Source organism: Seminibacterium arietis, assembly GCF_042675725.1.
Classification (GTDB): domain Bacteria; phylum Pseudomonadota; class Gammaproteobacteria; order Enterobacterales; family Pasteurellaceae; genus Seminibacterium; species Seminibacterium arietis.
On sequence record NZ_JBHTJN010000001.1, the window covers coordinates 118,022 to 143,960 of the forward strand.

Annotated in this window: 23 protein-coding genes and 1 other RNA gene; 14 read left to right on the forward strand and 10 right to left on the reverse strand. The window is 35.6% G+C overall.

Annotated features, from left to right (window positions below; translation table 11 throughout):
• Positions 1-307 precede the first annotated feature (307 nt).
• The 10 genes from trhP to ACFQ02_RS00705 all read left to right on the forward strand — a co-directional run bounded on the left by trhP (position 308) and on the right by ACFQ02_RS00705 (position 11,001).
• On the forward strand, positions 308-1,687 hold the full coding sequence (gene trhP / locus ACFQ02_RS00660) for a prephenate-dependent tRNA uridine(34) hydroxylase TrhP (protein WP_380817982.1): 1,380 nt from the start codon (positions 308-310) through the stop codon (positions 1,685-1,687).
• A gap of 128 nt (positions 1,688-1,815) precedes the next feature.
• Positions 1,816-2,892, forward strand: a complete 1,077-nt coding sequence (gene queA / locus ACFQ02_RS00665) for a tRNA preQ1(34) S-adenosylmethionine ribosyltransferase-isomerase QueA (RefSeq protein ID WP_380817985.1) — start codon at positions 1,816-1,818, stop codon at positions 2,890-2,892.
• 52 nt (positions 2,893-2,944) lie between these two features.
• Positions 2,945-4,108 (forward strand): tRNA guanosine(34) transglycosylase Tgt, encoded by a 1,164-nt coding sequence (tgt, locus tag ACFQ02_RS00670; RefSeq protein WP_380818196.1) that lies wholly within the window; start codon positions 2,945-2,947, stop codon positions 4,106-4,108.
• Positions 4,109-4,299: 191 nt separating this feature from the next.
• Positions 4,300-4,599: a preprotein translocase subunit YajC gene (gene yajC, locus ACFQ02_RS00675; protein WP_380817988.1), complete on the forward strand. Its 300-nt coding sequence runs from the start codon at positions 4,300-4,302 to the stop codon at positions 4,597-4,599.
• 35 nt (positions 4,600-4,634) lie between these two features.
• Positions 4,635-6,485 (forward strand): protein translocase subunit SecD, encoded by a 1,851-nt coding sequence (secD, locus tag ACFQ02_RS00680; protein ID WP_380817991.1) that lies wholly within the window; start codon positions 4,635-4,637, stop codon positions 6,483-6,485.
• 83 nt (positions 6,486-6,568) lie between these two features.
• A complete protein-coding gene (secF, locus tag ACFQ02_RS00685; protein WP_380818198.1) occupies positions 6,569-7,459 on the forward strand; it encodes a protein translocase subunit SecF in 891 nt (296 codons plus the stop codon).
• A gap of 201 nt (positions 7,460-7,660) precedes the next feature.
• A complete protein-coding gene (locus ACFQ02_RS00690) occupies positions 7,661-9,694 on the forward strand; it encodes a transglycosylase SLT domain-containing protein (RefSeq protein WP_380817994.1) in 2,034 nt (677 codons plus the stop codon).
• Between the two features lie 53 nt (positions 9,695-9,747).
• Positions 9,748-10,056, forward strand: coding sequence for a trp operon repressor (gene trpR, locus ACFQ02_RS00695; protein WP_380817997.1), 309 nt, complete (start codon positions 9,748-9,750; stop codon positions 10,054-10,056).
• On the forward strand, positions 10,034-10,738 hold the full coding sequence (gene mtgA / locus ACFQ02_RS00700; protein ID WP_380818000.1) for a monofunctional biosynthetic peptidoglycan transglycosylase: 705 nt from the start codon (positions 10,034-10,036) through the stop codon (positions 10,736-10,738). Before trpR ends, mtgA begins: the two co-directional genes overlap by 23 nt.
• Before the next feature lie 38 nt (positions 10,739-10,776).
• Complete coding sequence (locus ACFQ02_RS00705; RefSeq protein WP_380818003.1) at positions 10,777-11,001, forward strand: P22AR C-terminal domain-containing protein; 225 nt, start codon at positions 10,777-10,779, stop codon at positions 10,999-11,001.
• A 163-nt stretch (positions 11,002-11,164) separates the two neighbouring features.
• Here the strand turns inward: ACFQ02_RS00705 and ACFQ02_RS00710 are convergent, their stop codons facing one another.
• The 3 genes from ACFQ02_RS00710 to ACFQ02_RS00720 all read right to left on the reverse strand — a co-directional run bounded on the left by ACFQ02_RS00710 (position 11,165) and on the right by ACFQ02_RS00720 (position 12,855).
• Positions 11,165-11,428 carry an ogr/Delta-like zinc finger family protein gene (locus ACFQ02_RS00710; protein ID WP_380818006.1) on the reverse strand — a complete coding sequence of 88 codons (264 nt, stop codon included), beginning with the start codon at positions 11,426-11,428 and terminating at the stop codon, positions 11,165-11,167.
• Positions 11,429-11,774: 346 nt separating this feature from the next.
• Positions 11,775-12,239: an outer membrane lipoprotein gene (locus ACFQ02_RS00715; protein ID WP_380818009.1), complete on the reverse strand. Its 465-nt coding sequence runs from the start codon at positions 12,237-12,239 to the stop codon at positions 11,775-11,777.
• A gap of 16 nt (positions 12,240-12,255) precedes the next feature.
• Positions 12,256-12,855 carry a VOC family protein gene (locus ACFQ02_RS00720; RefSeq protein WP_380818012.1) on the reverse strand — a complete coding sequence of 200 codons (600 nt, stop codon included), beginning with the start codon at positions 12,853-12,855 and terminating at the stop codon, positions 12,256-12,258.
• A 98-nt stretch (positions 12,856-12,953) separates the two neighbouring features.
• Here ACFQ02_RS00720 and argS point away from each other — a divergent pair, with 98 nt between their 5' ends.
• Positions 12,954-14,687 carry an arginine--tRNA ligase gene (gene argS, locus ACFQ02_RS00725; RefSeq protein ID WP_380818015.1) on the forward strand — a complete coding sequence of 578 codons (1,734 nt, stop codon included), beginning with the start codon at positions 12,954-12,956 and terminating at the stop codon, positions 14,685-14,687.
• 327 nt (positions 14,688-15,014) lie between these two features.
• On the opposite strand, the gene ACFQ02_RS00730 is transcribed toward argS, so the two are convergent.
• The 4 genes from ACFQ02_RS00730 to ACFQ02_RS00745 form a co-directional block, all read right to left on the reverse strand.
• Entirely contained in the window at positions 15,015-17,879 is a 2,865-nt protein-coding gene (locus ACFQ02_RS00730; RefSeq protein ID WP_380818018.1) for a valine--tRNA ligase, read from the reverse strand.
• 12 nt (positions 17,880-17,891) lie between these two features.
• A complete protein-coding gene (locus ACFQ02_RS00735; protein ID WP_380818021.1) occupies positions 17,892-19,598 on the reverse strand; it encodes a DUF262 domain-containing protein in 1,707 nt (568 codons plus the stop codon).
• Positions 19,599-19,827: 229 nt separating this feature from the next.
• Positions 19,828-20,577: a Fic family protein gene (locus ACFQ02_RS00740; protein WP_380818024.1), complete on the reverse strand. Its 750-nt coding sequence runs from the start codon at positions 20,575-20,577 to the stop codon at positions 19,828-19,830.
• An 84-nt stretch (positions 20,578-20,661) separates the two neighbouring features.
• The gene (locus ACFQ02_RS00745; protein ID WP_380818027.1) at positions 20,662-21,105 is read right to left on the reverse strand and encodes a DNA polymerase III subunit chi; all 444 of its coding nucleotides are present in this window, start codon (positions 21,103-21,105) and stop codon (positions 20,662-20,664) included.
• A 252-nt stretch (positions 21,106-21,357) separates the two neighbouring features.
• Between ACFQ02_RS00745 and fumC the strand changes: the two genes are divergently transcribed.
• Complete coding sequence (gene fumC, locus ACFQ02_RS00750) at positions 21,358-22,752, forward strand: class II fumarate hydratase (RefSeq protein WP_380818030.1); 1,395 nt, start codon at positions 21,358-21,360, stop codon at positions 22,750-22,752.
• A 103-nt stretch (positions 22,753-22,855) separates the two neighbouring features.
• A complete protein-coding gene (locus ACFQ02_RS00755) occupies positions 22,856-23,467 on the forward strand; it encodes a chalcone isomerase family protein (protein WP_380818033.1) in 612 nt (203 codons plus the stop codon).
• A gap of 3 nt (positions 23,468-23,470) precedes the next feature.
• On the opposite strand, the gene ACFQ02_RS00760 is transcribed toward ACFQ02_RS00755, so the two are convergent.
• Both ACFQ02_RS00760 and ACFQ02_RS00765 read right to left on the reverse strand, forming a co-directional pair.
• Entirely contained in the window at positions 23,471-24,019 is a 549-nt protein-coding gene (locus ACFQ02_RS00760; protein ID WP_380818036.1) for a KdsC family phosphatase, read from the reverse strand.
• Between the two features lie 4 nt (positions 24,020-24,023).
• Positions 24,024-24,959, reverse strand: coding sequence for a KpsF/GutQ family sugar isomerase (locus ACFQ02_RS00765; RefSeq protein WP_380818039.1), 936 nt, complete (start codon positions 24,957-24,959; stop codon positions 24,024-24,026).
• A gap of 91 nt (positions 24,960-25,050) precedes the next feature.
• On the opposite strand from ACFQ02_RS00765, the gene rnpB reads away from it, so the two are divergent.
• Positions 25,051-25,438, forward strand: an RNA gene (rnpB, locus tag ACFQ02_RS00770) — RNase P RNA component class A.
• On the opposite strand, the gene matP is transcribed toward rnpB, so the two are convergent.
• The gene (gene matP / locus ACFQ02_RS00775) at positions 25,437-25,886 is read right to left on the reverse strand and encodes a macrodomain Ter protein MatP (RefSeq protein WP_380818042.1); all 450 of its coding nucleotides are present in this window, start codon (positions 25,884-25,886) and stop codon (positions 25,437-25,439) included. The two genes, rnpB and matP, sit on opposite strands and share 2 nt — an antisense overlap.
• Positions 25,887-25,939: the final 53 nt, after the last annotated feature.

The window sequence follows — 25,939 nt, forward strand, 5'->3', positions numbered from 1 at the left end:
CATGCCGACCAATAGGTATAATTGCGGTTATGTTAGCGATTTTTATGTATAAATCAATCAGCTTTACAATTTAAATCACATAAATAGATAAAATCTTACTTTTTCTTTTAGAGTATTAATTTCTCCTTACAAAACGAATAGATTTTTTAGTTTTTCATCAATTCATATGATCAAACAAGAAAATCTAACTGACTTGATTTTTTTCAACTAAAAGTGCGGTAGAAATTACCGCACTTTTTCTGTACAATGCCCGTTTTAACCGCCTACCCTGCGTAGGTCCTGACTTGTAATCAGAAAGAGATTTTTTATGACAACTTTTAAACCTGAACTGCTTTCCCCTGCGGGTTCATTGAAAAATATGCGTTATGCTTTTGCTTATGGTGCTGATGCAGTCTATGCGGGACAACCTCGTTATAGTCTGCGAGTAAGAAATAATGAATTTAATCATGCTAACTTGAAAATTGGCATCGATGAAGCACATGCTTTAGGTAAAAAATTCTACGTTGTCGTTAATATTGCTCCGCACAATTCTAAATTAAAAACTTTTATTAAGGACTTGCAACCTGTCGTAGATATGCAACCTGATGCATTGATTATGTCTGATCCTGGATTAATTATGTTAGTGCGAGAACATTTTCCCCAAATTGATGTGCATCTTTCTGTACAAGCTAATGCCGTGAACTGGGCAACAGTTAAATTTTGGAAACAATTAGGGTTAACTCGAGTAATTTTGTCTCGAGAGCTTTCATTAGAAGAAATAGCTGAAATTCGCCAACAAGTACCCGATATTGAAATCGAAATTTTTGTTCATGGAGCATTATGTATGGCATATTCAGGTCGTTGTTTGCTGTCGGGCTATATCAATAAACGAGATCCGAATCAAGGTACTTGTACTAATGCTTGCCGTTGGGAATATTCAGTCGAAGAAGGAAAAGAAGATGAAATTGGCAATATTGTGCAAAAGTGCGGTGATATTTCAGTCAAAAATGTTGCTCCTAGTTTGGGCATTGGCAATACTACTGAAAAAGTATTTTTACTAGCAGAAAACCAACGTCCGCAAGAACAAATGTCAGCATTTGAGGATGAACATGGCACTTATATTATGAATTCTAAAGATTTACGAGCAGTACAACATGTAGAAAAACTCACTCAGCTTGGCGTACATTCATTAAAAATTGAAGGGCGTACTAAATCTTTTTATTACTGTGCAAGAACGGCTCAAGTCTATCGTAAGGCAATTGATGATGCAGCAGCAGGCAGACCTTTTGATCAAAGTTTAATGGATACGCTAGAAAGCCTTGCTCATCGTGGTTATACAGAGGGTTTTTTACGTCGTCATACTCATGATGAATATCAAAACTATGATTATGGTTACAGTATTTCTCAACGCCAACAATTTGTTGGTGAATTTACAGGGCAACGCAAAAATGGCATGGCAGAAGTTGCAGTAAAAAATAAATTTTTGCTAGGCGATGAAGTGGAACTAATGACACCTAAAGGCAATATTATTTTTAAAATTGATCGAATGGTCAATCGCAAAAATGAAGAAATTTCTACCGCACTGGGTGATGGTCATTTCGTATTTTTAGATGTCCCTGAAGATATTTGTCTTGATTATGCGTTATTGATGCGAAACTTAGTTGATACTAATACTCGCAATCCCCATGGAGGTTCTCAGCAAAAATAAATTTAAGAGAAATTGTAGCCCGTATTTCTAAGGGCGTTGATTTTTTGTGCTTAAATTATTTTATTTTTTCTTGTGCTATGTCTAAAATCCCTCTAGACTAGCCACATTTTTAATAGACTAATATTATTATGCAAGTTTCTGATTTTTATTTTGATTTACCTGATGAATTGATTGCACGTTATCCGAAATCAAAACGACGTGCCAGTCGATTATTACAACTTAATGGTGAAAATGGTCAAATTTCGCACCGCACTTTTGTTGATGTTTTAGAGCTAATCGATGAAGGCGATCTGCTCGTATTCAATAATACTAGAGTCATTCCAGCTAGAATGTTTGGTCGTAAAGCGAGTGGCGGAAAAATTGAAGTACTCGTTGAACGAATTTTAACAGAGGATCGTTTTTTAGCTCATGTACGAGCCTCTAAATCACCAAAAGAAGGTGCAATTTTATTTTTAGGTGAAGATAAATTAGGCGAAAATCAAGGTATTCAAGTACAATTAGTCTCTCGTCAAGACAGCCTTTTTGAACTAGAACTTTGTGATAAAAACGCCGCACTTTTAGACGTGTTGCAACAAATAGGTCACATGCCTCTCCCTCCTTATATTGATCGTCCTGATGAAGATGCAGATAAAGAACGTTACCAAACGGTATATAACAAAATACCAGGTGCTGTAGCAGCACCAACGGCAGGATTGCATTTTGATGAAGAAATGTTGCAACAACTAAAAGAGAAAAAAGTGAATTTTGCTTTCGTTACGCTACATGTAGGTGCTGGCACATTTCAACCTGTACGAGTGGAAAAAGTAGAAAATCATAAAATGCACGCTGAATATGTAGAGGTGCCACAACAAACGGTTGATGCAATTTTAACTACAAAAGCACAAGGTAAGCGTGTCATTGCTGTTGGAACAACTTCCGTCAGATCGATTGAAAGTGCTGCAATGTCCGCACAACAAAAAGGAAGCGACCTATTACTTGAACCTTATTTTGCGGATACTTCTATTTTTATTTATCCAGGTAAAGAATTCTACATAACAGATTGTTTAATCACTAATTTTCATTTACCTGAAACCACGTTAATTATGCTCGTTTGTGCCTTTGCTGGCTATCAACATACTATGAATGCTTATAAAAGTGCGGTAGAAAATCAATACCGTTTTTTTAGTTATGGTGATGCCATGTTTATTAGCAAAAAATTGAGCTAATTAAATTTAAACAACCCTCGAACTGTCTATTCGATAAGGAAAAATAATGACAATGAAATTTACTTTACATAAAACTGATGGTACTGCTCGTCGTGGTACAATGACGTTCTATCGACCTCAAGGCGAATGCACTGTGCAAACACCTGCATTTATGCCTGTAGGAACTTATGGCACGGTAAAAGGTATGACGCCTGAAGAAGTACGACAAACAGGTGCTGAGATTTTACTTGGAAACACTTTTCACCTTTGGTTAAGACCAGGACAAGAAATTATGCGTAAACATGGCGATTTACATGATTTTATGCAATGGCACCGCCCAATTTTAACTGATAGCGGTGGTTTTCAAGTGTTTAGCTTAGGGAAATTACGTAAAATTACCGAAGAAGGAGTAAAATTCCAAAATCCAATTAATGGTGAGCGTATCTTTCTTTCACCTGAAAAATCTATGGAAATTCAATACGATCTAGGTTCTGATATTGTAATGATCCTAGATGAATGTACACCTTATCCTGCTACTTTTGATTATGCTAAAAAATCCATGGAAATGTCATTACGGTGGGCAAAACGTAGCCGTGATCACTTTGATAAACTCGGCAACAAAAATGCACTATTCGGCATTGTGCAAGGCAGCACTTTTGAAGAGTTACGCAAAGTATCAGCAGAAGAATTAGTTAAAATTGGCTTCGATGGCTATGCTGTAGGTGGTCTTGCAGTAGGTGAGCCAAAAGAAGATATGCACCGTATATTAGAATATATTTGTCCGCAATTACCCGCAGATAGACCTCGTTACTTAATGGGTGTGGGTAAACCTGAAGATTTAGTAGAAGGTGTTAGACGTGGTATTGATATGTTTGACTGCGTTATGCCTACACGCAATGCTCGTAATGGACATCTATTCGTAACGGGTGGAATTGTGAAAATCCGTAATGCAAAATATCGTGATGATACAACTCCGTTAGATCCAGAATGTGATTGTTACACTTGTAAAAACTACACTAAATCATATTTATATCATCTTGATAAGTGCGGTGAAATATTAGGTGCCAGATTGAATACCATTCATAATTTACGTTACTATCAGCGTTTAATGGAAAAAATTCGCCACGCCATTGAACAAGATACATTTGATCAATTTATTAGTGATTTCTATGCTCGACGTGGGCAGGCTGTGCCGCCATTGCAATTAGAGATTGCTCAAAATAAAAACGTAGATTGATTAAAATTTAAATTTTTACAACTAAAGTGCGGTGAGTTTTAAAGAAATTTTCACTTTATTTAGAATTTGTGGTATTTTATCCGCTGTTTGCTTTGCGAGGTTTGAGTTTGCGGATTCAATACCGAACACTGCACTTAGTCAATCGTTGCAGATGTTCTGCGTAATTTTCACTTAATAAGAAGGATAAAAAAATGGGTGCTGAACAAGGTAATCCAATGTCAATGATTTTTATTTTCATTATTTTCGGTTTAATTTTTTACTTCATGATTTATCGCCCTCAGGCAAAACGCAACAAAGCACATAAACAATTAATGTCTGAATTAGCAAAAGGTACTGAAGTACTAACTTCTGGTGGTATCATTGGTAAAATTACTAAGATCACAGCTGAAAGTGATCAAGTAGTACTCGCTTTAAATGACACTACAGAAATCACAATTAAACGTGATTTTATCGTGGCAGTATTGCCAAAAGGTTCATTAAAATCTCTTTAATGTTGTAATTTATTCCGCAGGGGAACAAAAAAGATATGTTAAATCGTTACCCTTTATGGAAGAATATAATGGTGATCCTTGTGGTCGCCATTGGTCTTTTATATTCTCTTCCAAATCTCTACGGCGAAGATCCAGCCGTACAAATTTCAGGTACTCGTGGGCAAACAGCAGATACAGCTGTATTTGATCAGGTTCAACAAGTATTAAATGAAAATAATTTACCAATAAAATCGATTAGCTTACAAAATGGTTCAATTTTAACTCGTTTTGAAAATACTGATGACCAGCTACTCGCGAAAGATAAAATTGTCGAAAAATTAGGTAATAATTATTCAGTTGCTCTCAATCTTGCTCCAGCCACTCCAAAATGGCTTGAAGATATTGGTGGTAGTCCAATGAAATGGGGGCTAGATTTACGTGGTGGTGTTCGTTTTCTAATGGAAGTTGACATGAATACTGCTCTTAGTAAACGTCAAGAACAATTGCAAGATAATCTACGTACTGAAATGCGAAAAGAAAAATATCAATATCGCTCAATCCAAAGTAGTGATAATTTTTCTACTGTAATAACGCTAGCAAAAGAATCTCAGCTTCCTGATGTACAGCGTTTCTTACGTAAACAACATCCTGATCTAACAATTGAAAAAGTATCTGATAATAGCCTCTCTTTACGATTATCAGAGGCTGCATTAACTGAGGCGAGAGATCGTGCAGTAGAACAAAACCTAAGTATTCTTCGCCGTAGGGTTGAAGAATTAGGGGTTTCTGAACCTGTTATTCAACGTCAAGGAGCGGAACGGATAGTAGTAGAGTTACCTGGTGTACAAGATACCGCGCGAGCGAAAGAAATCTTAGGTGCAACAGCTACACTTGAATTTCGTTTAGTGAATCAAACAGCCAATGTAGAAGCTGCGGTAAAAGGTATTCTACCAGCCGATTCTGAAGTTAAACTGGATCGTCATGGACGACCTGTGGTGCTTTATAAAAGAGCAGTGCTAGGCGGTGAACATATTACTAACGCAAGTTCTGGCTTAGATCAAAATACTGGTACTCCTCAAGTTAGCGTTACCCTAGACAGTGAAGGTGGTGAGATCATGTCTCAAACCACTAAACTAAATTTGAAAAAACCAATGGCAACACTCTATGTAGAGTACAAAGACAGCGGTAAAAAAGATGAAAATGGTAAGACTATTTTGGTCAAAAATGAAGAAGTGATCAATGTTGCTACTATTCAAGGGCGTTTTGGTAGTCAATTCCAAATTACAGGTATTGACAGCCCTGCTGAAGCTCAAAATCTTTCTGTTTTGTTACGTTCTGGTGCATTAACTGCTCCAATTCAAATTGTAGAAGAGAGAACTGTAGGTCCTTCTCTTGGGGCTCAAAACGTAGAGCAAGGTATGAAAGCTGGGCTTTGGGGGCTAGGTATTGTTATCGTGTTTATGCTAATTTACTATAAATTATTTGGTTTATTCGCTAATATTGCCCTTGTTGCTAATATGATTTTACTTGTTGGTTTGATGTCTTTACTACCTGGAGCAACTCTTACTATGCCAGGTATAGCAGGGATTGTATTATCAGTAGGTATGTCCGTTGATGCAAATGTACTTATTTTTGAGCGTATAAAAGAAGAAATTCGCAATAAACGCCCAATTCAGCAAGCAATTAATGAAGGTTACAACGGTGCATTTACAAGTATTTTTGATGCTAACTTAACCACAATTTTAACTTCTATCATACTTTATGCTGTAGGTACAGGTCCTGTAAAAGGATTCGCAATAACGCTTGCACTAGGTGTTGCCATTTCTATGTTTACGGCGATTACTGGTACTCGTATGCTTGTCAATTTGATCTACGGTGGAAAACGTGTTGAAAAATTATCAATTTAAGGAGACAAATTGTGAGTTTATCAAAAAATAACAAAGTATGTGAATATAAAGGAATAATTCTACCGTTTCCGTTAGTTCGCTTTATGGCGTACCGAAGACTTGGCTATTTATTTTCATTAATCGTCATTATTACCTGCTGTTTTTTTATCTTTACTAAAGGTTTTAACTGGGGCTTAGATTTCACTGGTGGTATGGTCATTGATACCCACTTCTCACAGCCTGCTGATCTAGCAAAAGTGCGGTCCACATTAAAAGAAAATGGTGTGGAAAGTGCATTAGTACAGACCACAGGTGGTGTACGTGATGTAATGATTCGCCTACCTGTCAGTGCGAGTGATGCAACTGTCGGTAATAAAATTCAAGAAATACTGAGCCACTTAGATAAAGATATTCAAATCCGTAGCGTGGATTTTGTAGGACCTAATGTCGGCGATGAGCTTACTCAAGGAGCTATTTACGGCACATTAGCCACATTATTAATGTTGTTAGCTTATGTGGGGTTGCGTTTTGAGTGGCGATTAGCTGTTGGCGGTGTATTGGGACTAGCCCATGATGTTATCGTTACTTTAGGTGTATTCTCTTTCTTCCAAATTGAAATAGATCTCACTTTTGTAGCTGCAATTTTGTCTGTTGTAGGTTATTCGTTAAACGATAGTATTGTTGTATTTGACCGAGTAAGAGAAAATTTCCGCAAAATTCGACGTATTGAAACTATTGAAGTTGTTGATATTTCATTAACTCAAACACTTGCACGAACGTTAATGACATCTGTCACTACTCTATTTGTGGTTATTGCTCTTTATGCTTTTGGTGGGCCTTCAATCAATAGCTTCTCACTGGCTCTATTAATCGGTATTGGATTCGGTACTTATTCTTCCATCTTTGTGGCTATTGCAATGGCAATGGATCTTGGCTTAAAACGAGAGCACATGATCATTCAAAAACCAAAAGATGATATTGATGACACACCATAATTTGCATATTACACAACTTACATACAATTAATCGAATGGCGGACATTATTGTCCGCTTTTATTTTGAACTAAAGTGCGGTTTAAATATCAAAAGTTATCAAACATGCCCCCCCCAGAGTAGATAGATTTTTCACATTAAAAAATAAAATGCTAGAATGAATTTAGGCTCTATTTAAATTTTATTTATTGAAATAACGTGATATGAAAAAAAATTTATTATTAACCGCACTTATTTTTCCGATTTTATCAATAAGCTGCCAAAGTGCTGATAAAACTGTTCCTATATCAAATCAATTATCTGTATTCTCACAAGAAGATACACAAACTATCCTACAATATCGTAGTATTTATAATCAAATTAATAACATAATTAGCTCAAATTATAGCACTGAAAATATATTAGAGGCTCAAAAACTGTTGTCTGAAATAAAAAACTACGTTCTTCGACCTTACGCTGAATATCAAATTTTACGTGCGAATAAATTGACTAGTTTAGATGAGATTCTTCAATTTGAACAACACAATCCTCAATTTCCATTGATTGATAAATTAAAAAAAACTTGGCTAGCACAACAACAAGAAAATCAAAACTGGCAAGTGATCATTGATCATGAACAATATCTACCTAATGATACAACATCGCAATGCATTGTTTTTCAAGCAAAAATAGAAAATGGTTCTCTTTCGCAATCAAGTGAGCATTTATCAAAACAATTACAACAATTATGGCTAACTGGTAATAATTTACCTAAATCCTGTGACCCAATTTTAGCTTACGGGAAAAATACAGGGAAAATCACCCAAGAATTAATCCGCAAACGAGCAATATTAGCAATTGCCAAAAAAAATACCGCACTTCTTCAACGCTTACATCAACAAGCTAACGATCTTCAATTGAAATACTGGCTGCAGAATGTAGTTAAGTTATTACAACATCCGCAGAATTTAATACAACAAGATAATCCGTTTTACATAGATAAATTAACAGCGAAAATAGAAGACCAGCAAATTCTTATTGCGATATTACCCGCCTTTATCAATACATTAAAAACTGATGATGTTTCAGTTATCAATCAATTTGAACAATTATTAAGAAAAATTAAATTACAGATAAAAATTGATGATAAAAAGATTAGAGCTTGGAAAATTCGCTTCATTTCTCATTTATTTGATTCTGACATACAAGAAATACAACAATGGCGAGATCATATTATTACTAGATTGCAAGAAGATAACTTAATTGAAAGAAGAATTCGCCTTGCTATACGAGAGAAAACACCTATTGCAAAATGGTTAAAAATGCTTTCTAAGCAAACAAAACAAAAAGATGAATGGCTGTACTGGCAAGCAAAACTATTACAACAAGAAGGAAAAAATAACCAATCCAACGCTATTTTTAAATCTCTTCAACAAAACTTGGGATTCTATCCAATGTTAGCAGCACGAGAATTAGGAATTTCTTATCGCCCCATTATGTTAGAGTTCTCAAAAAATAGTGAGCATAATATTAAAGTTTACAACTCTCATCTTGCACTTATCAGCGAATTACGTTATTTCAATCAAATCACTGAAGCGAATTATGAATGGGAAAAAATACTACAATCTGCTAATTTCAAACAAAAATTAGCTCTAGCTCATTATGCAGCACAACAACACTGGTATGACTTACAAGTTGAGGCTACGATCCAAGCCAAAAGCTGGTCTTACATTAGTTTACGTCTACCTAATGCTTACTTAGATCTATTCGAATCATTTTTAAAAGATAAAAAAATCGACCGCACTTTTGCAATGGCAATTGCACGTCAAGAAAGTGCTTGGCAGACTCATAGCCGTTCACCCGCCAATGCTAGAGGATTAATGCAATTACTCCCAACAACAGCGAAACAAACAGCAAAGAAATTCAATCTACCTTTACCTTATTATCATATATCGCAACTATTTGATCCATTTTATAACATCATGATAGGAACAGCTCATTTACAAGAACTTTTCAATAAATTTGGTAATAATCGGATTTTAATTGCAGCCGCTTACAATGCAGGAAGTCATAGAGTAGAAAATTGGTTAACTAGAAGTAATGGAAAATTAACTGTAGCCGAGTTTATCGCTTCAATTCCATTTTATGAAACTAGAGGATATGTACAAAACGTACTCACTTATAATTATTATTATCAAATTCTACAAGGACAACCAGCACAAATACTTAGCCAAGAGGAATATAATAGATTATACTAGCATACTATCACAAAAAGTATTGTCTACTACCATATTAAAAATAGGAAAAAATTATGTATATTAGTCGCAATATGGAACAATGGGATGCTTTCATTGCAATGATGCGAGAGGCATTTGAGCAAGGTAAAGAACAAGATTTTCTAACTCTTCTCCTGACTGCTGATGAACGTGATGCCGTTGGACTCCGCCTACAAATTGTCGCTCAACTACTAGATAAAACACATTCACAGCGAGAAATTCAACATAACCTTAATACTAGTGCAGCAACGATCACAAGAGGATCGAATATGCTTAAATTAATGCCTGCCGACTTTATAGAATGGATTAAACAACAACTTGATGTCCAAACGCAAAAAAATTAGTCGGAAAAAATTAACCCTCAGAAAAAAAATTTATCGTTGTTTAAGCTATTTTCTTTTGTTTTTCTGTGGAATAACGTTTTTTTTCCGCTTTATCCCTATTCCATTTTCTGCTTATATGGCACAGCAGAAAATTGTTTCACTGTTAGAAGGAAAATCTATCGATTTGCGTTATAAATGGGTAAATATCGGCAATATTTCAAAACATATGCAATCTGCAGTCATTGCGGCGGAAGATCAACGTTTTTTTGATCATTACGGTTTTGATTTTGGAGCTATTCAACATGCTTTAAAACATAACAAAAAATCCACTAAAGTTCGAGGCGGTTCCACTATTTCACAACAAACTGTCAAGAATCTTTACTTATGGCACGGACAAAATTGGTTTCGAAAAGGCTTAGAAGTCCCTTTAACGCTTTTATTAGAGACACTTTGGTCAAAAAAACGAATTTTAGAGGTTTATCTCAACATTGCTGAATTTGGTAAGGGAATTTTTGGAGTAGAAGCAGCAAGCAGACACTATTTTAAAAAATCAGCAAAAAATCTAACGCGTGAAGAAGCTGCTCTGCTCGCAGCAGTTTTACCAAACCCCATTATCTTTAGAGTAAATCAACCAAGTGCCTACGTAAAACGAAAACAACGTTGGATTTTACAACAAATGCACCAACTTGGTTATCGGCATTAATTTCAAGTTAAATTAAATTTGTTGGTGTTGTTGTAAAAGTGCGGTCGATTTTTCTTTTTTTTATTGACCCATTAGCAAAACTCGGATCGGTCTATGCTCCTAATATATACGAACAAGCCTTTGAATATACCAATTTAATTAAACGAGGACACGCCATAATACAACGGCTCACCGCCACACTACAAACTAACGAAAACAACCGCCACTTATTAAAACACATTCAACAATACAACCCAAACGGCAAAAACTTGCAATTAATTTAAGAACGGCGTAAATTTAGAAAAATGAAAGAGGAGATACAATAATGGGATTCACATTCGGTTTAGCGGTATTTGCCGTAGTAATGATTGGTTGGGCATGTTTTGCTAACCAAGTCACAAAACACTAAGAATTTTTAAAAGCCTGTTTAAAACACAGGCTTTTTTGTTAAACCGCCTCAAGCATTTTTTTTAAGTGCTGCTTGTCTTGTTCAGAGAGAAGACTGATCACATTTTCCAGCAATCTATCTTTAGACAGTTTAGAGCTTTTCACCACGTGCGAGCGTTCAAAGTTATATACCTCAGTTTGGCAACATTGCGGATTTTGACAGGTGATATAAATTCTAGCAAAACCGTCAGAAAGAAAATCAGAACGGCGGATAAAACAACGACTCCCACACACACCGCACTTCACTTTCAACACATTAGCCATAATATAACCCATTGAAAAAAAATAAAAAATAGTATAGCATGAGCGAAAAACCGCCGACCCATTAATTCACCTAAAATAAGCTTATTCCGCCAACCGAGACTTAAACACCACTTTCAAATCATGGTGAATGTCCTGATCGTGGTTGATTGTCTCCGCAATAATCGCCTGCAGTGGCTCAATTTGCCACTCCAACGTTTAAGTACGAAGAAATCAATTCAGTTTGCTTTGCCTTGCGGATGTGGATAGGTTTGATGAAATAACCGAGTCCTGTAGAATACAGAACTCGGCTTTTGAATTAAATCGGTCTAACTTCTGGGACTGATCATTTTTTAATTACATTTAAATATTACTTAATTACAGATACATTTACTTTTGATGTCCCAACTAAACGAACTCTCGCTCCAGGTACAAAACTTGGATCCGCTTTTTGTACCACTACGATTTGCTGACCATTATCTTTCTTGATTACAAGCTCAGCCGCATTAACTTGATTGATCTTTTCTTCTGCTTTACTTCCAGCAATTGCTCCTGCAATAGCGGCCGCCGCTGTAGCAATATTTCTACCAGAACCACCACCAACGGTAGAACCAATCATTCCACCTAATACACCACCGCCTACAGTACCGATAATACCTTCACTTTTAGCTTGAATTTTAACAGGACGCACTGAAAGAATTTCACCATAACTGAAAGCAGTTGTTTGTTTAGCTTGATCGCCTTCATAAACATTACCGCTGTAAATATCTTGATTAGCACAACCCGCTAATACAACGCCTGCAAGCACTGCAACTGCTATTTTCATTTTTTTCATATTAATACCTCTTAAATTAACTATAAGAAATGTCATTTTTTACAATTTGTTGAATATCATAAGGATGCACTTTAATTCGCACTGATTGTTCATCATTCGCATACCCTACTGTAATAGAAGGATTCGGTATTTGTTCCCCCTCACCCTTCGGTTCACTCATTTTGACCTTTAATTTACCCGATTTGTTCCATTGATACAATTGGTTAATACGCAAAATCCAATTTTTCACGGTTTCATTAGTTGTAAAAGGCAGTACTATTTCAATATGTTCCCAAGTATTTTTGCTATAACGCTTATTTTTAGGGAAAGGTAATTCGATAACGTCTACCCATTGTCCAGCAAATCGCAATGCATGAGTTAATTTAATTAAGTAAATCATTCGTCCATTAATGATATTTTGACTAAAAATTTCACCACACTGAGCAAATTTTCTTAACCATTGCTCCGCTATTTCTTGAGTTTCCACCGCTATACCAATATGGTCTATTTTATAATCATGCAAATTAATCCGCATTTCTGTCGCAAGTGCAGTAATTTTTTGTTCAAATTTAATAAAATCCAGCAAACAATGTTCATTTTGCTGAAATAATGGGTGATCTTGATTAAAACTGTACATCTTTCTACTATTGTTTTTATTTGTCTAAACGTTCAAACAACGTTATTATATGCGATTATTTTAAGTAATAACAAATTTATCAAAAATAGGATTTCCACGTGAATATTCAAAGCATTTTATCGGAAAAAGTAAAACAAGCGATGCTAAAAGCGGGAGCTGATGAACAATGTGAACCAATGATTCGTCAATCAGGAAAATTACAATTTGGTGATTATCAAGCTAATGGCATTATGGCGGCTGCAAAAAAAACGGGGAAAAATCCACGTGAATTTGCTAGCGAAGTTTTACAACACCTTGAATTACAAGGAATTGCAGAAAAAACCGAAATTGCAGGTCCAGGTTTTATCAATATTTTCTTAGATCAACAATGGTTAGCTACACATCTACAACAGGCTTTAAATGATAAAAATTTAGCCGTAAGTGCAGTAGAAAAACAAACAATAGTTGTGGATTATTCTTCCCCCAATGTGGCTAAAGAAATGCATGTAGGTCATCTACGTTCAACTATTATTGGTGATGCGGTGGTACGCACATTAGAGTTTTTAGGACACAACGTTATTCGTGCTAACCATATTGGCGATTGGGGAACACAATTTGGCATGCTGATTGCTTATTTAGAAAAAATGGAAAACGAGCAAGCTGGCGGTATGGAGTTAAGTGATTTAGAAGCTTTCTATCGTGCGGCAAAAGCTTATTATGATAGTTATGAAATCTTTGCTGAAAAAGCTCGTAATTATGTAGTTAAATTGCAAAGTGGCGATGAATACTGTCGTACTATGTGGAAAAAATTAGTCAATATTACTATGGAACAAAATCAGCTGAGTTATGAGCGTTTGAATGTTACTCTCACCAATGCTGATATTATGGGAGAAAGTTTATACAACCCAATGCTTCCTGAGATCGTAATGGATCTAAAAGCTAAGGGGTTAGCTGTAGAAGATGATGGTGCATTAGTTGTTTATCTTAATGAATATAAAAATAAAGATGGCGAACCTATGGGCGTTATCGTACAGAAAAAAGATGGCGGCTTTCTTTACACCACAACAGATATTGCAGCTGCGAAATATCGTTATGAAACCTTACATGCTGACCGTGCTTTAGTATTTACTGACACTCGTCAAAGTCAACATTTACAGCAAGCTTGGCTGATTACTCGTAAAGCTGGTTATGTACCTGACAGTTTCCAACTAGAACATCGCAATTTTGGTATGATGTTAGGCAAAGATGGGAAACCTTTTAAAACTCGCACAGGCGGTACAGTAAAATTGACCGATTTACTTGATGAAGCACTTGAACGTGCAGAAAAATTAATCTCTGAAAAATCTACCGCACTTTCTACAAAAGAACAGCTTTCTGTGGTAGAAGCTGTAGGCATTGGAGCAGTAAAATACGCTGATTTATCAAAAAATCGCACGACAGATTACGTATTTGATTGGGATAATATGCTAAGTTTTGAAGGTAATACAGCACCATATATGCAATACGCTTACACCCGTATTCGTTCTATTTTCAATAAAACAAATGTTGATGAAAACACTTTATCAACTGCTAGTTTTAATTTAATAGATGAAAAAGAGCGAGCATTAGCAGTGAAGTTATTGCAATTTGATGAAGCTGTAAAAACTGTCGCTAAAGATGCTACCCCACACATTTTATGTGCATATATTTATGACTTAGCGGGGATCTTCTCCAGCTTCTATGAACATTGCCCAATTTTAAATAGCGATAATCAAGAACAGAAATTAAGTCGTCTAAAATTAGCTCTTTTGACACAGAAAACGTTAAAACAAGGATTAGATTTACTTGGTATCAAAACAGTAGAAAAAATGTAGTTTTTATTCTACTCAATCGATAATAGCTAATAAAAAAAGTGCCTCAATTGAGGCACTACTCGGAAAGCAAAATATGTCGTTGGCTACTGCAGTAGCACTTATTCTAACGGCAGATAGGATACCTAATATCCCTAAATTTCGCAAAATAATCTTTTCAATTTTGTGAACCAATTCACGTTTTTATTCAAATCTATTCAATTTTTAGTAAATTCAAATATTGTATTGTATAACAGATGCACAAATATTTAGCAGGTTAAGAAAGTGCGGTGAGTTTATTTAATCTACCGCACTTTCTATTTTTCAAGTTATGCCTGAATATCGATTAATCTAAAGAGATTCAATTGCATTATATTGCTGTTTGAGTTTTTCAACTCCTTCTAGATACCCTTGCATTTTTTCACGCTCTTTAGTAATAACTTGCTCTGGTGCTTTATCAACAAAAGATTGATTACTAAGTTTGTTTTCAATCCGAGTAACTTCATTTTGTAATTTTTCAATTTCTTTAGTTAGACGAGATAGCTCATTTTCTTTGTTAATAAATCCTGCCATTGGAATTAAAATTTCAGCACTATCAACTAGTTTGGTGACAGAAAGTGGAGCTTCTTCACCTTGTTTAAGCAATTGAATATTACTTAATTTTGCCATAGATTTTAATAAAGTGCGGTTACTTTCCAAACAAATTTGTTTGTCATCACTAATATTACGCAGTAATAGATCTAGTTCTTTACTTGGTGCAATACTGCTTTCAGCTCGAATATTACGCACTGCCACAATAATCTCTTTTAACCATGAAATTTGTTGTTCAGCAACTTCATCAATAGCATGTTGTTCAACTTGTGGAAAAGGTTGTAGCATTATAGTATCCGCTTGCACACCTGCAAAATCTTTTACTTTCTGCCAAATTTCTTCAGTGATAAAAGGAATAACAGGATGAGCCAAACGAAGCAACTTTTCTAATATTTTAACTAGCGTACGGCTTGCACCACGGCGTTGTGCATCAGTACCTTTGAAAAACACAGGTTTAGTCAACTCTAAATACCAGTCACAGAACTGATCCCAAGTGAATTCATAAATTGCATTTGCTACAAGGTCAAAGCGATATTGCGAAAGTGCAGTACGGAACGTTTCCACCGTACGATTGAATTGGCTTTCAATCCAACGATCTGCCAAACTGTATTCCACTTCGCCTTCGCTTAAATCTAATTTTTCGTTAGTCAACACAAAACGACTTGCATTCCACAATTTATTGCAAAAATTTCGGTAGCCTTCTAATCGTTTCATATCCCAATTAATATCACGACCATTACTTGCAAGTGCTGTAAGGGTAAAACGTAAAGCATCTGTACCATGTGCTGCAATGCCATTAGCAAATTCTTTTTTAGTTGCTTTAGATATTTTTTCTGCAAGCTGTGGTTGCATCATATTCCCCGTGCGTTTTTCGAGCAGATCTTCGAGACTGATACCGTCAATCATATCAATAGGATCTAGCACATTTCCTTTTGATTTTGACATTTTTTGACCTTGTTCATCACGAATCAATCCAGTTACATACACGGTTTTAAATGGTACTTGCGGTTTGCCGTTTTCATCTTTTACAAAGTGCATCGTGAACATAATCATACGAGCGACCCAGAAGAAGATGATGTCAAAGCCCGTAATTAATACATCAGTCGAGTGAAACATTTTAAGTTCTTTCGTTTGCTCTGGCCAACCTAAAGTAGAAAATGTCCATAGAGCAGATGAAAACCAAGTGTCCAACACATCTTCATCTTGGCGAAGAGCAATATTAGAATTTAACTTATATTTTGACCGCACTTCGTCTTCATCACGAGCAACATATACATTTCCAGCATCGTCATACCATGCTGGAATGCGATGTCCCCACCATAATTGGCGAGAAATACACCAGTCTTGAATATCACGCATCCAAGAGAAGTAGAGGTTTTCGTACTGTTTCGGCACAAATTGGATTTCGCCATTTTCTACTGCTTTGGTCGCCACCTCCGCAAGTGGTTTTACACTTACATACCATTGATCGGTTAACATTGGCTCAATAGGTACACCGCCACGGTCGCCATACGGTACTTTTAAGTCGTGCGGTTTAATTTGCTCTAAAAGACCAAGCGTTTCAAAATCTGCCACAATTTTTTTACGAGCCGCAAACCGCTCTAAACCTTGATAATCTTTTGGAATAAGTGCGGTATAATTTTGCAATGGTTTACCATCTGAACCAATAATTTCAGCTTCAGCACGAATATCCGCATTTAACGTCATCACATTGACCATCGGCAAGCTATGACGTTTACCTACTTCGTAGTCATTGAAATCGTGAGCAGGGGTAATTTTTACTACACCTGTACCAAATTCACGATCCACATATTCATCAGCAATGATTGGAATTTCACGGTTTGCTAGTGGTAACACCACACTTTTACCAATTAAGGCTTGATAGCGTTCATCTTCGGGGTGAACAGCAACTGCGGTATCGCCCAGCATGGTTTCAGGACGTGTAGTCGCTACCACTAAATAATCCAAGCCATCCGCAGTTTTCGCACCATTCGCTAGCGGATATCGAAAGTGCCAGAGCGATCCCTTGCTTTCTTTGTTTTCCACTTCTAAATCAGAAATTGCGGTGTGTAGTTTTGGATCCCAATTTACCAAGCGTTTTCCACGGTAAATTAAGCCTTCTTCGTGAAGACGAACAAACACTTCCTTCACTGCATTGGATAAACCGTCATCCATCGTAAAGCGTTCACGATCCCAGTCAATCGAGTTGCCTAAACGACGCATTTGCTGACCAATCGTGCCACCTGAGTAGGCTTTCCACTCCCAGATTTTGTCGATAAAGGCTTCACGCCCATAATCGTGGCGAGTCTTGCCCTCTTCGGCGGCGATTTTCCGTTCCACTACCATTTGGGTCGCAATCCCTGCGTGGTCTGTTCCCGCTTGCCAAAGGGTATTATTCCCCTCCATACGGTTAAAGCGGATCAGCGTATCCATCAAAGTCTGTTGGAATGCGTGCCCCATATGCAGGCTCCCCGTTACGTTCGGCGGCGGAATCGCGATACAGTAGCTCGGTGCATTAACATCTTCGCTCGGTTTAAAATAGCCTTGCGATTCCCAGTGTTGGTAGAGCGCTTGCTCTACGGCGGAAGGGTTAAAACGGTCTTCCATTGTGAATTGTTTTGTCATTGTTGTTCTCTGTTATTGTTCTAAAATTGTTGGATAGAGCCAAATATTTATTGCATCATTAGCTAATTGCTTAGCTCTTTTTTGAATATGTTGTTTATTCCATTCAGTAAGGGTTGGATCTCTAAAATAACTATTTAACATTAATGGGCTATATCTTAATCCTTTTTCTGGAAGATATAATTTTTTATTAAATAATTCATTGCTATATTCAGCATTATATTCTGTTAAAGTTAAGTTCCCTAAGGTATGTAGCATTTCTGTATGCAAACTTTCCCATTCTTCACCTAATTCTAATTTCCATTCTTCGGATAAAGTTTGTGGCATAATATGCTCGATAGTATACTCTTCATTAAATCTGAATTTTCCTTTATGCCTTTTAGCATTTTCTAGAGAGATTAAAAGATATTTGCTATAGTAAAAATTATATACATTTTTTTGGCATATTCTTATCTCAAATTCATCATTCTTAGGAAAACGTCTATAATCGTCTAAACTGGTAAATTTTTCTTTAACGCTCTTAAGGTAATCTTTTTTATTTATATCTTTAATAAATGTAGAAAATGTTTTATTTAAGGAATTAGTTGGAATCTCACAAATAGAACGCCTAAAAATATAGGATTCTATAAGTTTAACTACTTCGCAAAATTCGTTTTCTTTTAAAATCCCATTCACAAAATCATTATATAACTCTAATAGAAGAGGGTATGCTACATCAGCTTGTAGTTCTCTAAAACTTTCGAAGGATTTATTTAAGCTCTCTGTGCTATATTGATTCTGATTTCCAAAGAAAATATCACAAAAATAAGTAGAATAATTATAAAGATCAATCACTAAATCTTTTATTGATTTATTACTTGCTTTTTTGTATGTTTTATAGGAATCATATATATCATCAAATCTTGGTATAGATTTGTTTTTCATTGTTAGATAATGTCTTACGAAAGCATTAAATATTGGTTCATATTGTTTTTGCCCAAATAACAATTCCATTTTACGCCAATAATCAATATAAAGTTCTTTTTGCTGTTTCTCTTCTAGTCCCATTAAAATAAAGTTTCTGATAAGATCAACTTGACTTAATTCTTTACCTGTAGAGTTCATACTTTCAAAAATCAATTGTGGATTATCTTTTCCTCGAGTTAAAGATACATCTACAACTATCAATTTATTAATACCATTCCAAATTTTAAATATTTTATTATCACTATATTTTTTAAGTTCATCAACAAAATAATTAAAGTTATTCTTGATATTAATTGAGTATGATTTTGGAAGTTCTTTCTGTTTTAATAAAGCCAATAAACTATCTTTATCTGTTTCTGTTAGCAATAATTTGAACTCTTGTTCATCATCTTCACTAGGGTTTAAAAGATAGCGATTTCTGAGTTTATCAGCTGACATATTGTCAATTTCTATTTTACGGCTGTCTAATTCACGAGCAAATGCTTCAAGTAATAAAAATAGTGTAGTGAGTCTTTGTTGCCCATCAATAACTAGCATAGCAGTATTGGCACTAATTTGGTAAGTATCTTGTTCAATATATACTACTGAGCCTATAAAATGAGAAGATATATTTTCATTTTCACCAGCCTCATTAATATCTTTCCATATTTGCTCACATTGCTCTAAATGCCAAGAATATGTACGCTGATAAATGGGGATAATAAACTGTGTTGTTTTTCTTAAGAAATTCAAAAAGTTAGTTTCACTAGCTTTCATAAAATTATTTTCCTCAAAATAAGTATTTTATAAACTTTTCTAAAAATCCAACCGCTTGTATTCCAACGCTAAAAGTTCTTCAAGCAAGCTTTCCTCCCATGACGCTCGTCTCTGACGAGTGCCTATTTATTTCAGCACCCGCCAAAGACGGACGCTATCAATTTATGTTTTACAAGCGGTTTATTTTGAATAATTTTTTGCAAATTTTCCAAAAAATCTGACCGTTTGTTTATCGCTGCTCCAAAATCCCCAAATATCTTTCCAACTCAGCTAATTCATACTGACTAATCAACTCAACTAAACTACCAATATCTTGCTGATTTTTATAGAAATCATCAAAACATTGGTAATATTGTGCTCGATTGGTAAATTTTATATCTACAGGCAAATAGCCGTGTTTTAGTAATTCAAAATTGATGAGCAACCGCCCAGTTCGTCCGTTGCCGTCAATAAAAGGGTGAATGCTTTCAAAAGCTAAATGCAACCAACTAATCGCCTCTATCGGGTGAAGTGCGGTCAGTTTTTGTTGGTATTTTTCGATTAATGACTGCATTTCTTCGGCAATTAAATAAGGCGGTGGCGGTTCGTTTTCTGCTCCTAAAATCCGTACTGGAATTTTGCGATAAACGCCTCGGTTTTCAGCACTATTCATTAGAACCAATGAATGAATATCTTTAATCGCCCGCTCGCTTAATGACTCATTATTTGCTACTAGCTCATAAATATAGTTAAAGGCATCTTTAAAGCCGATAATATCCAAATGTTCTCGCAGTAGCTTTTCCGCAATCGTCATTCCCTCTTTTAAAATCAGCACGGTTTCACGCAGAGTGATAGTATTGCCTTCAATCGCGTTGGAATTATAACTACTTTCAATAATAAACTCTTCCCGTAAGCGTTTCACTTCGAGTTCGGAAAGCGGGCGATATTGCATAAGCTGATTTTTTAACTGTTCAATTTGTGTTAATTTGTGACTATTCATTTTTAAATGCTATACTTAACTCTGCACTTTATGCTTATTATTTGCCTATAGTAAAATATTGTTATCTCCTATCAATACTACATTTTACCCTTGCTCTGTACTCAGCTGCCAACCCATTTGACGATATTGTTTGTAACGTTCTCTAGCTTGTGCTTTTTCAGCCTCATTTACAGGAACAAAATCAATAAGATGGTTAAAACTAGATACAAATTCAGGGACTGTTTGTTGTAAATTAATGAGCAAATCACGGCGTTGTGCGTTGCGTTTTTCACCCCATGTAATTTCAATTGGAGTAATAAATTTAGTAATTTCCCCTGATAAATTATGCGGTACAAACTCTTCTGGATCACGTTGCCATAGGGCTTCATCTAAATTGAGTGCTTGATTTTCATTATCACAGACAATCAGTACATATTTGCCTAAACGCCATGCTTGTGCAGCTAGATCACAAGCTAACACTTCTACGGCGGAAAGAAGAGATTGAGGCTGTGTTTTTTCGATAATGTAAAATTGAGCTTGTTTAGTCATTTTAGCTTTTAGCCAATAATTCGGTTATTAATAAATTTGAAATCTATAAACGTTTAATTTTATCTAAAATCATAACAATATAAAATATAAATTGTGAATCTTAATGAAAAAAAGTTACTAAAATTAAACCGCTCTTTTTAAAGCGTGATCTGGTTCTCAAAAAATTAATTTTTACTTTTTACAACATTCCATTTAAAAGTTCAAAGTGCTAAACTGCGGTTATTTTCTATAAAATTTAGAGGAGTAATTACGATGGAATTTCGTATCGAAAAAGACACTATGGGTGAAGTTAAAGTGCCTGCGGATAAATATTGGGCAGCACAAACTGAGCGTTCTCGCAATAATTTTAAAATTGGTCCTGAGGCTTCAATGCCAAAAGAAATCATTGAAGCTTTCGGCTTTTTAAAAAAAGCTGCTGCCTTTGCAAACCATGATCTTGGGGTATTACCTGTAGAAAAACGAGATTTAATTGCTAAAGCTTGTGATGAAATTTTGGCAAATAAACTAGATGATCAATTTCCACTAGTAATTTGGCAAACTGGCTCAGGCACACAATCAAATATGAATGTTAATGAAGTTATTTCTAATCGCTCTCATGTGTTAAATGGTGGAAAGCTTGGCGAAAAATCTATTATTCACCCTAATGATGATGTTAATAAATCACAATCGTCTAATGATACTTATCCTACAGCAATGCATATAGCAGCCTATAAGAAAGTGGTAGAAGTGACAATTCCTTGTGTGGAACGTTTACAAAAAACCTTCGCTGAAAAAGCACAGGCATTTAAAGATGTAGTAAAAATTGGTCGCACTCATTTAATGGATGCAACTCCATTAACACTTGGACAGGAATTTTCTGCTTATGCTGCTCAATTAGATTTTGGTTTACGTGCATTAAAAAATACCCTACCTCATTTAGCTCAATTGGCATTAGGTGGTACTGCTGTAGGAACAGGGCTGAATACGCCTAAAGGCTATGATGTGAAAGTTGCTGATTACATTTCCAAATTTACTGGTTTGCCATTTGTTACCGCAGAAAATAAATTTGAAGCGTTAGCAACACATGATGCCGTAGTAGAAACGCACGGAGCATTAAAGCAACTAGCTGTTTCACTGTACAAAATCGCTAATGATATTCGTTTATTGGCATCAGGACCACGTTCTGGTATTGGTGAAATTTTGATTCCAGAAAATGAACCAGGATCATCAATTATGCCAGGCAAAGTTAATCCGACACAATGTGAGGCTTTAACTATGGTTTGTGCTCAAGTAATGGGAAATGATACAACTATTTCTTTTGCTGGTTCACAAGGACATTTTCAGTTGAACGTATTTAAACCTGTTATGGCAGCAAATTTCTTACAATCAGCACAATTATTAGCAGATGCGTGTGTATCTTTTAATGAACACTGTGCAGTTGGTATTCAACCTAATTTTTCACGGATTAAAATGCAGTTGGATAATTCTTTGATGTTAGTAACCGCACTTAACACTCATATTGGTTATGAAAATGCAGCTAAAATTGCCAAAACAGCACATAAAAATGGTACTACGCTCAAAGAAGAAGCAATCAATTTAGGATTATTGACCGCAGAACAATTTGAACAATGGGTTCGTCCTGAAGATATGATTGGCAGTTTAAAATAACGTAATATAAATTAAAAAATGATCGCTAATAGGCGAGAGTTATTTCTCGCCTTTTTTAGTTTTTGCTATATAATTCGCCAATTATTATCAGAGTGGGAATTTTATGAAATTTAAAGGTTGTTTGTTTTTCATTTTTTATTTGTTTTCGACCGCTCTTTTAGCAAAGTGGCAACAAGTAGGAAATGCAGATTATAATTGGGGACCTTTTCAGGTTTATACTGTTAGTCTTTATACAGAGAACGGCGAATATGAAGATAACCAGACCCCTTTAATGATTTCATTTAAATATGATAAACCGATTGAAGGGAAAAATTTTGCGATCAGTTTAATTAAAGAAATTGATGCTTTACAGCTAAGTGAAAACAAAGAGCAATGGTTGACTGAATTACAGGCTATTTTGCCAGATTTCTCACCAAACGACGTATTAACTTACATTGCGTTGGATAGCAAAGGTTATTTTATTTTAAATGATGCCGTTTTAGAGCATGAATTTGATGCTGAGTTTAATCAAGCTTTTATTTCCATTTGGCTTTCTGATAAGAGTGTTTTTTCTCAATTACAAAAGCCTTTATTAGGAAAAGATAAAATGCCTCATAACTTAGAGGAAAGATTGCTACCACTCCCGAAAGTTAAAATTTTAGACGAAGAAGATGCAGATCCCCAATTACCTCCGCTGTTTAAGATAACAGAGGATCAAGCTAAATTGATGTGTTAATGCTTATTGTGTCATTTTCCGTGCAGTTTTTAGAAATCCCTCAGCTGAATTGAACACGGCTTGTTTACCTTGAGCCGTCAAAATCATATCTGATAATTCACGAAATGCACCTTTGCCGCCTTGTTGAATTAACACAGAATCCACCGCACTTTTAATATAGTCTGCTGCATCAGCTACAGTAAAAGATAATTCGCAAATAGCGAAAGCAGGTAAATCTACACTATCGTCCCCAATATAAGCTGTTTCTTCTGTACTCACTCCAGCACGCTTAATTAATTCTAAGCAGGCTGCTTCTTTTTCTAATTTGCCTAGAAAAAATAGTTTAATCCCAAGATCTGCGATACGTTTACGTAAAATAGTAGAGTCTCTACCTGATAATACTGCTACTTGCACACCATTTTCCATTAACATTCTTATGCCTAAACCATCTCTAGCATGAAAACTTTTCATTACTTCGCCATCTGCATTGTAGAAAAGTTGTCCATCTGTGAGAACGCCATCTACATCGGTGATTACCAATTTAATTTTTTTTAATTTTTCATTTAGACTCATATTATTAACTCGAAAATTCAACTAAACCAACCGCAGTTCCATGATCATCAACGACAATTAAAGAGTGTATTTTATGAGCTTTCATAAATTGCTCAGCCTCTGATAAATAGGCATCAGCGTGAATAGTTTTTGGATTAGAGGTCATTAGATCTTTTGCACATTGCTTTAATGTATTTTCACCTTTAGCTGTTAATGCTCGTCGAATATCACCATCCGTGATAATTCCTTTAAGCTGTTGATTTTCCATTACTAAAGCAACTCCCATTCGCCCCTCATTCATAATCGATACACAGTCTGTAAAATTGGTATCAAGAGCAGTAATAGGAAGTGCTGTTTTCATTTGATCTTTGACTTTACACAATAAGCGACGACCAAGACTCCCTCCTGGATGAAATTTAGCGAAATCCGCAGGACGAAAATCACGAGCTTTAATCAATGCCACAGCTAAAGCATCTCCTAATGCAAGAGTGACTAATGCAGAAGTTGTTGGTGCAAGATTATTGGGGCAAACTTCGCGCTCAACACTAATATTTAAAAAATAATCAGCATGCTTAGCGAGAGTAGAATTTGGATTACTAGTTAATGCGATGATTTTATTGCCAAAATTTTTTAAACTTGGAATTAATTTATTAACATCATCTGTTTCACCACTATAAGAAATCAACATGACTATATCAATTGATTTCAACATTCCTAAGTCACCGTGGAATGCCTCTGTAGGATGTAGAAAAAAACTTGGCGTACCTGTAGAAGCAAAAGTTGCTACCATTTTATGACCAATTAGCCCAGATTTACCTATGCCACTGATAACTAAACGACCCTCACAATTCAAAATTAGCTCTACAACTTGATTAAAATTAAGATCTAAATTTTCACTCAGCACGTTAAGTGCTTGTTGCTCCATATTTAGTGTATCACGAGCGATATTTAAGTAGTCCATAATATATTCCTAATCAGAAAAGTGCGGTCATTTTATCGTAAGATTGTATTTAACTCTATATTTTATTATGAGTTTCCGCTATACTAGGTGCTGAGTCAGTTAGACAATCGCTGGTTTACTGAAGCCCTTAACCGCCTAAAGGCAAACTAGTGGGACAAGTAAACGAGAGGAAAGTCCGGGCTACACAGGGCAGAGTGCCAGATAACGTCTGGGAGGCGTGAGCCTACGACAAGTGCAACAGAGAGCAGACCGCCGATGATTCGCAAGAACACAGGTAAGGGTGAAAGGGTGTGGTAAAAGCACACCGCGTAAATGGTAACATTTTACGGCAAGGTAAACTCCACTCGTAGCAAGACCAAATAGGAACTCAATGAGTGGCCCGCTCAGAGTTCGGGTAGGTTGCTTGAGCATTTGTGCAAACAAATGCCTAGAGGAATGATTGTCCAAGACAGAACCCGGCTTATCGACTGACTCCAATTATTTTTGCAATAATTCTTTTATACTTGCTTTCATCATAGAGATTTGATCTTGGTAAAGTGTTTTAGTTTCTCGTTCATCGATTATATAGTTAATAGTTTCTGATAAAGTCATTTTCATTTTACGAGAATATTTTGCTAGTCGTAGCCATACGGTATATTCTAAATCAATAGATTTTTTCTTAGTAGTTTGTTTTTCCGCATTAAAAAAACGTTTTCTTCTTGCACGGATTGCTTGATCTAATTTGACTTTTAGATTAGGTGACATATGGCTTTCAACCCATGTTTCTATAAGGGCTGGTTTGTTATGACAAGTGAAAAGTTTTTCCACGATATTTTTTTGTAAACTACGTTCTTCATAACGAGTGATGTTTTCACCTTCTCGATATTTTTTAATGAGGTATTTCCATTTCCAATCGGCTTCTTGATTTTCCAGTTTTTGGTATTTCATTTTATTTGCCTGTATATGTGACGTGGTAACCTTTAATAATATACGCTGTTTAG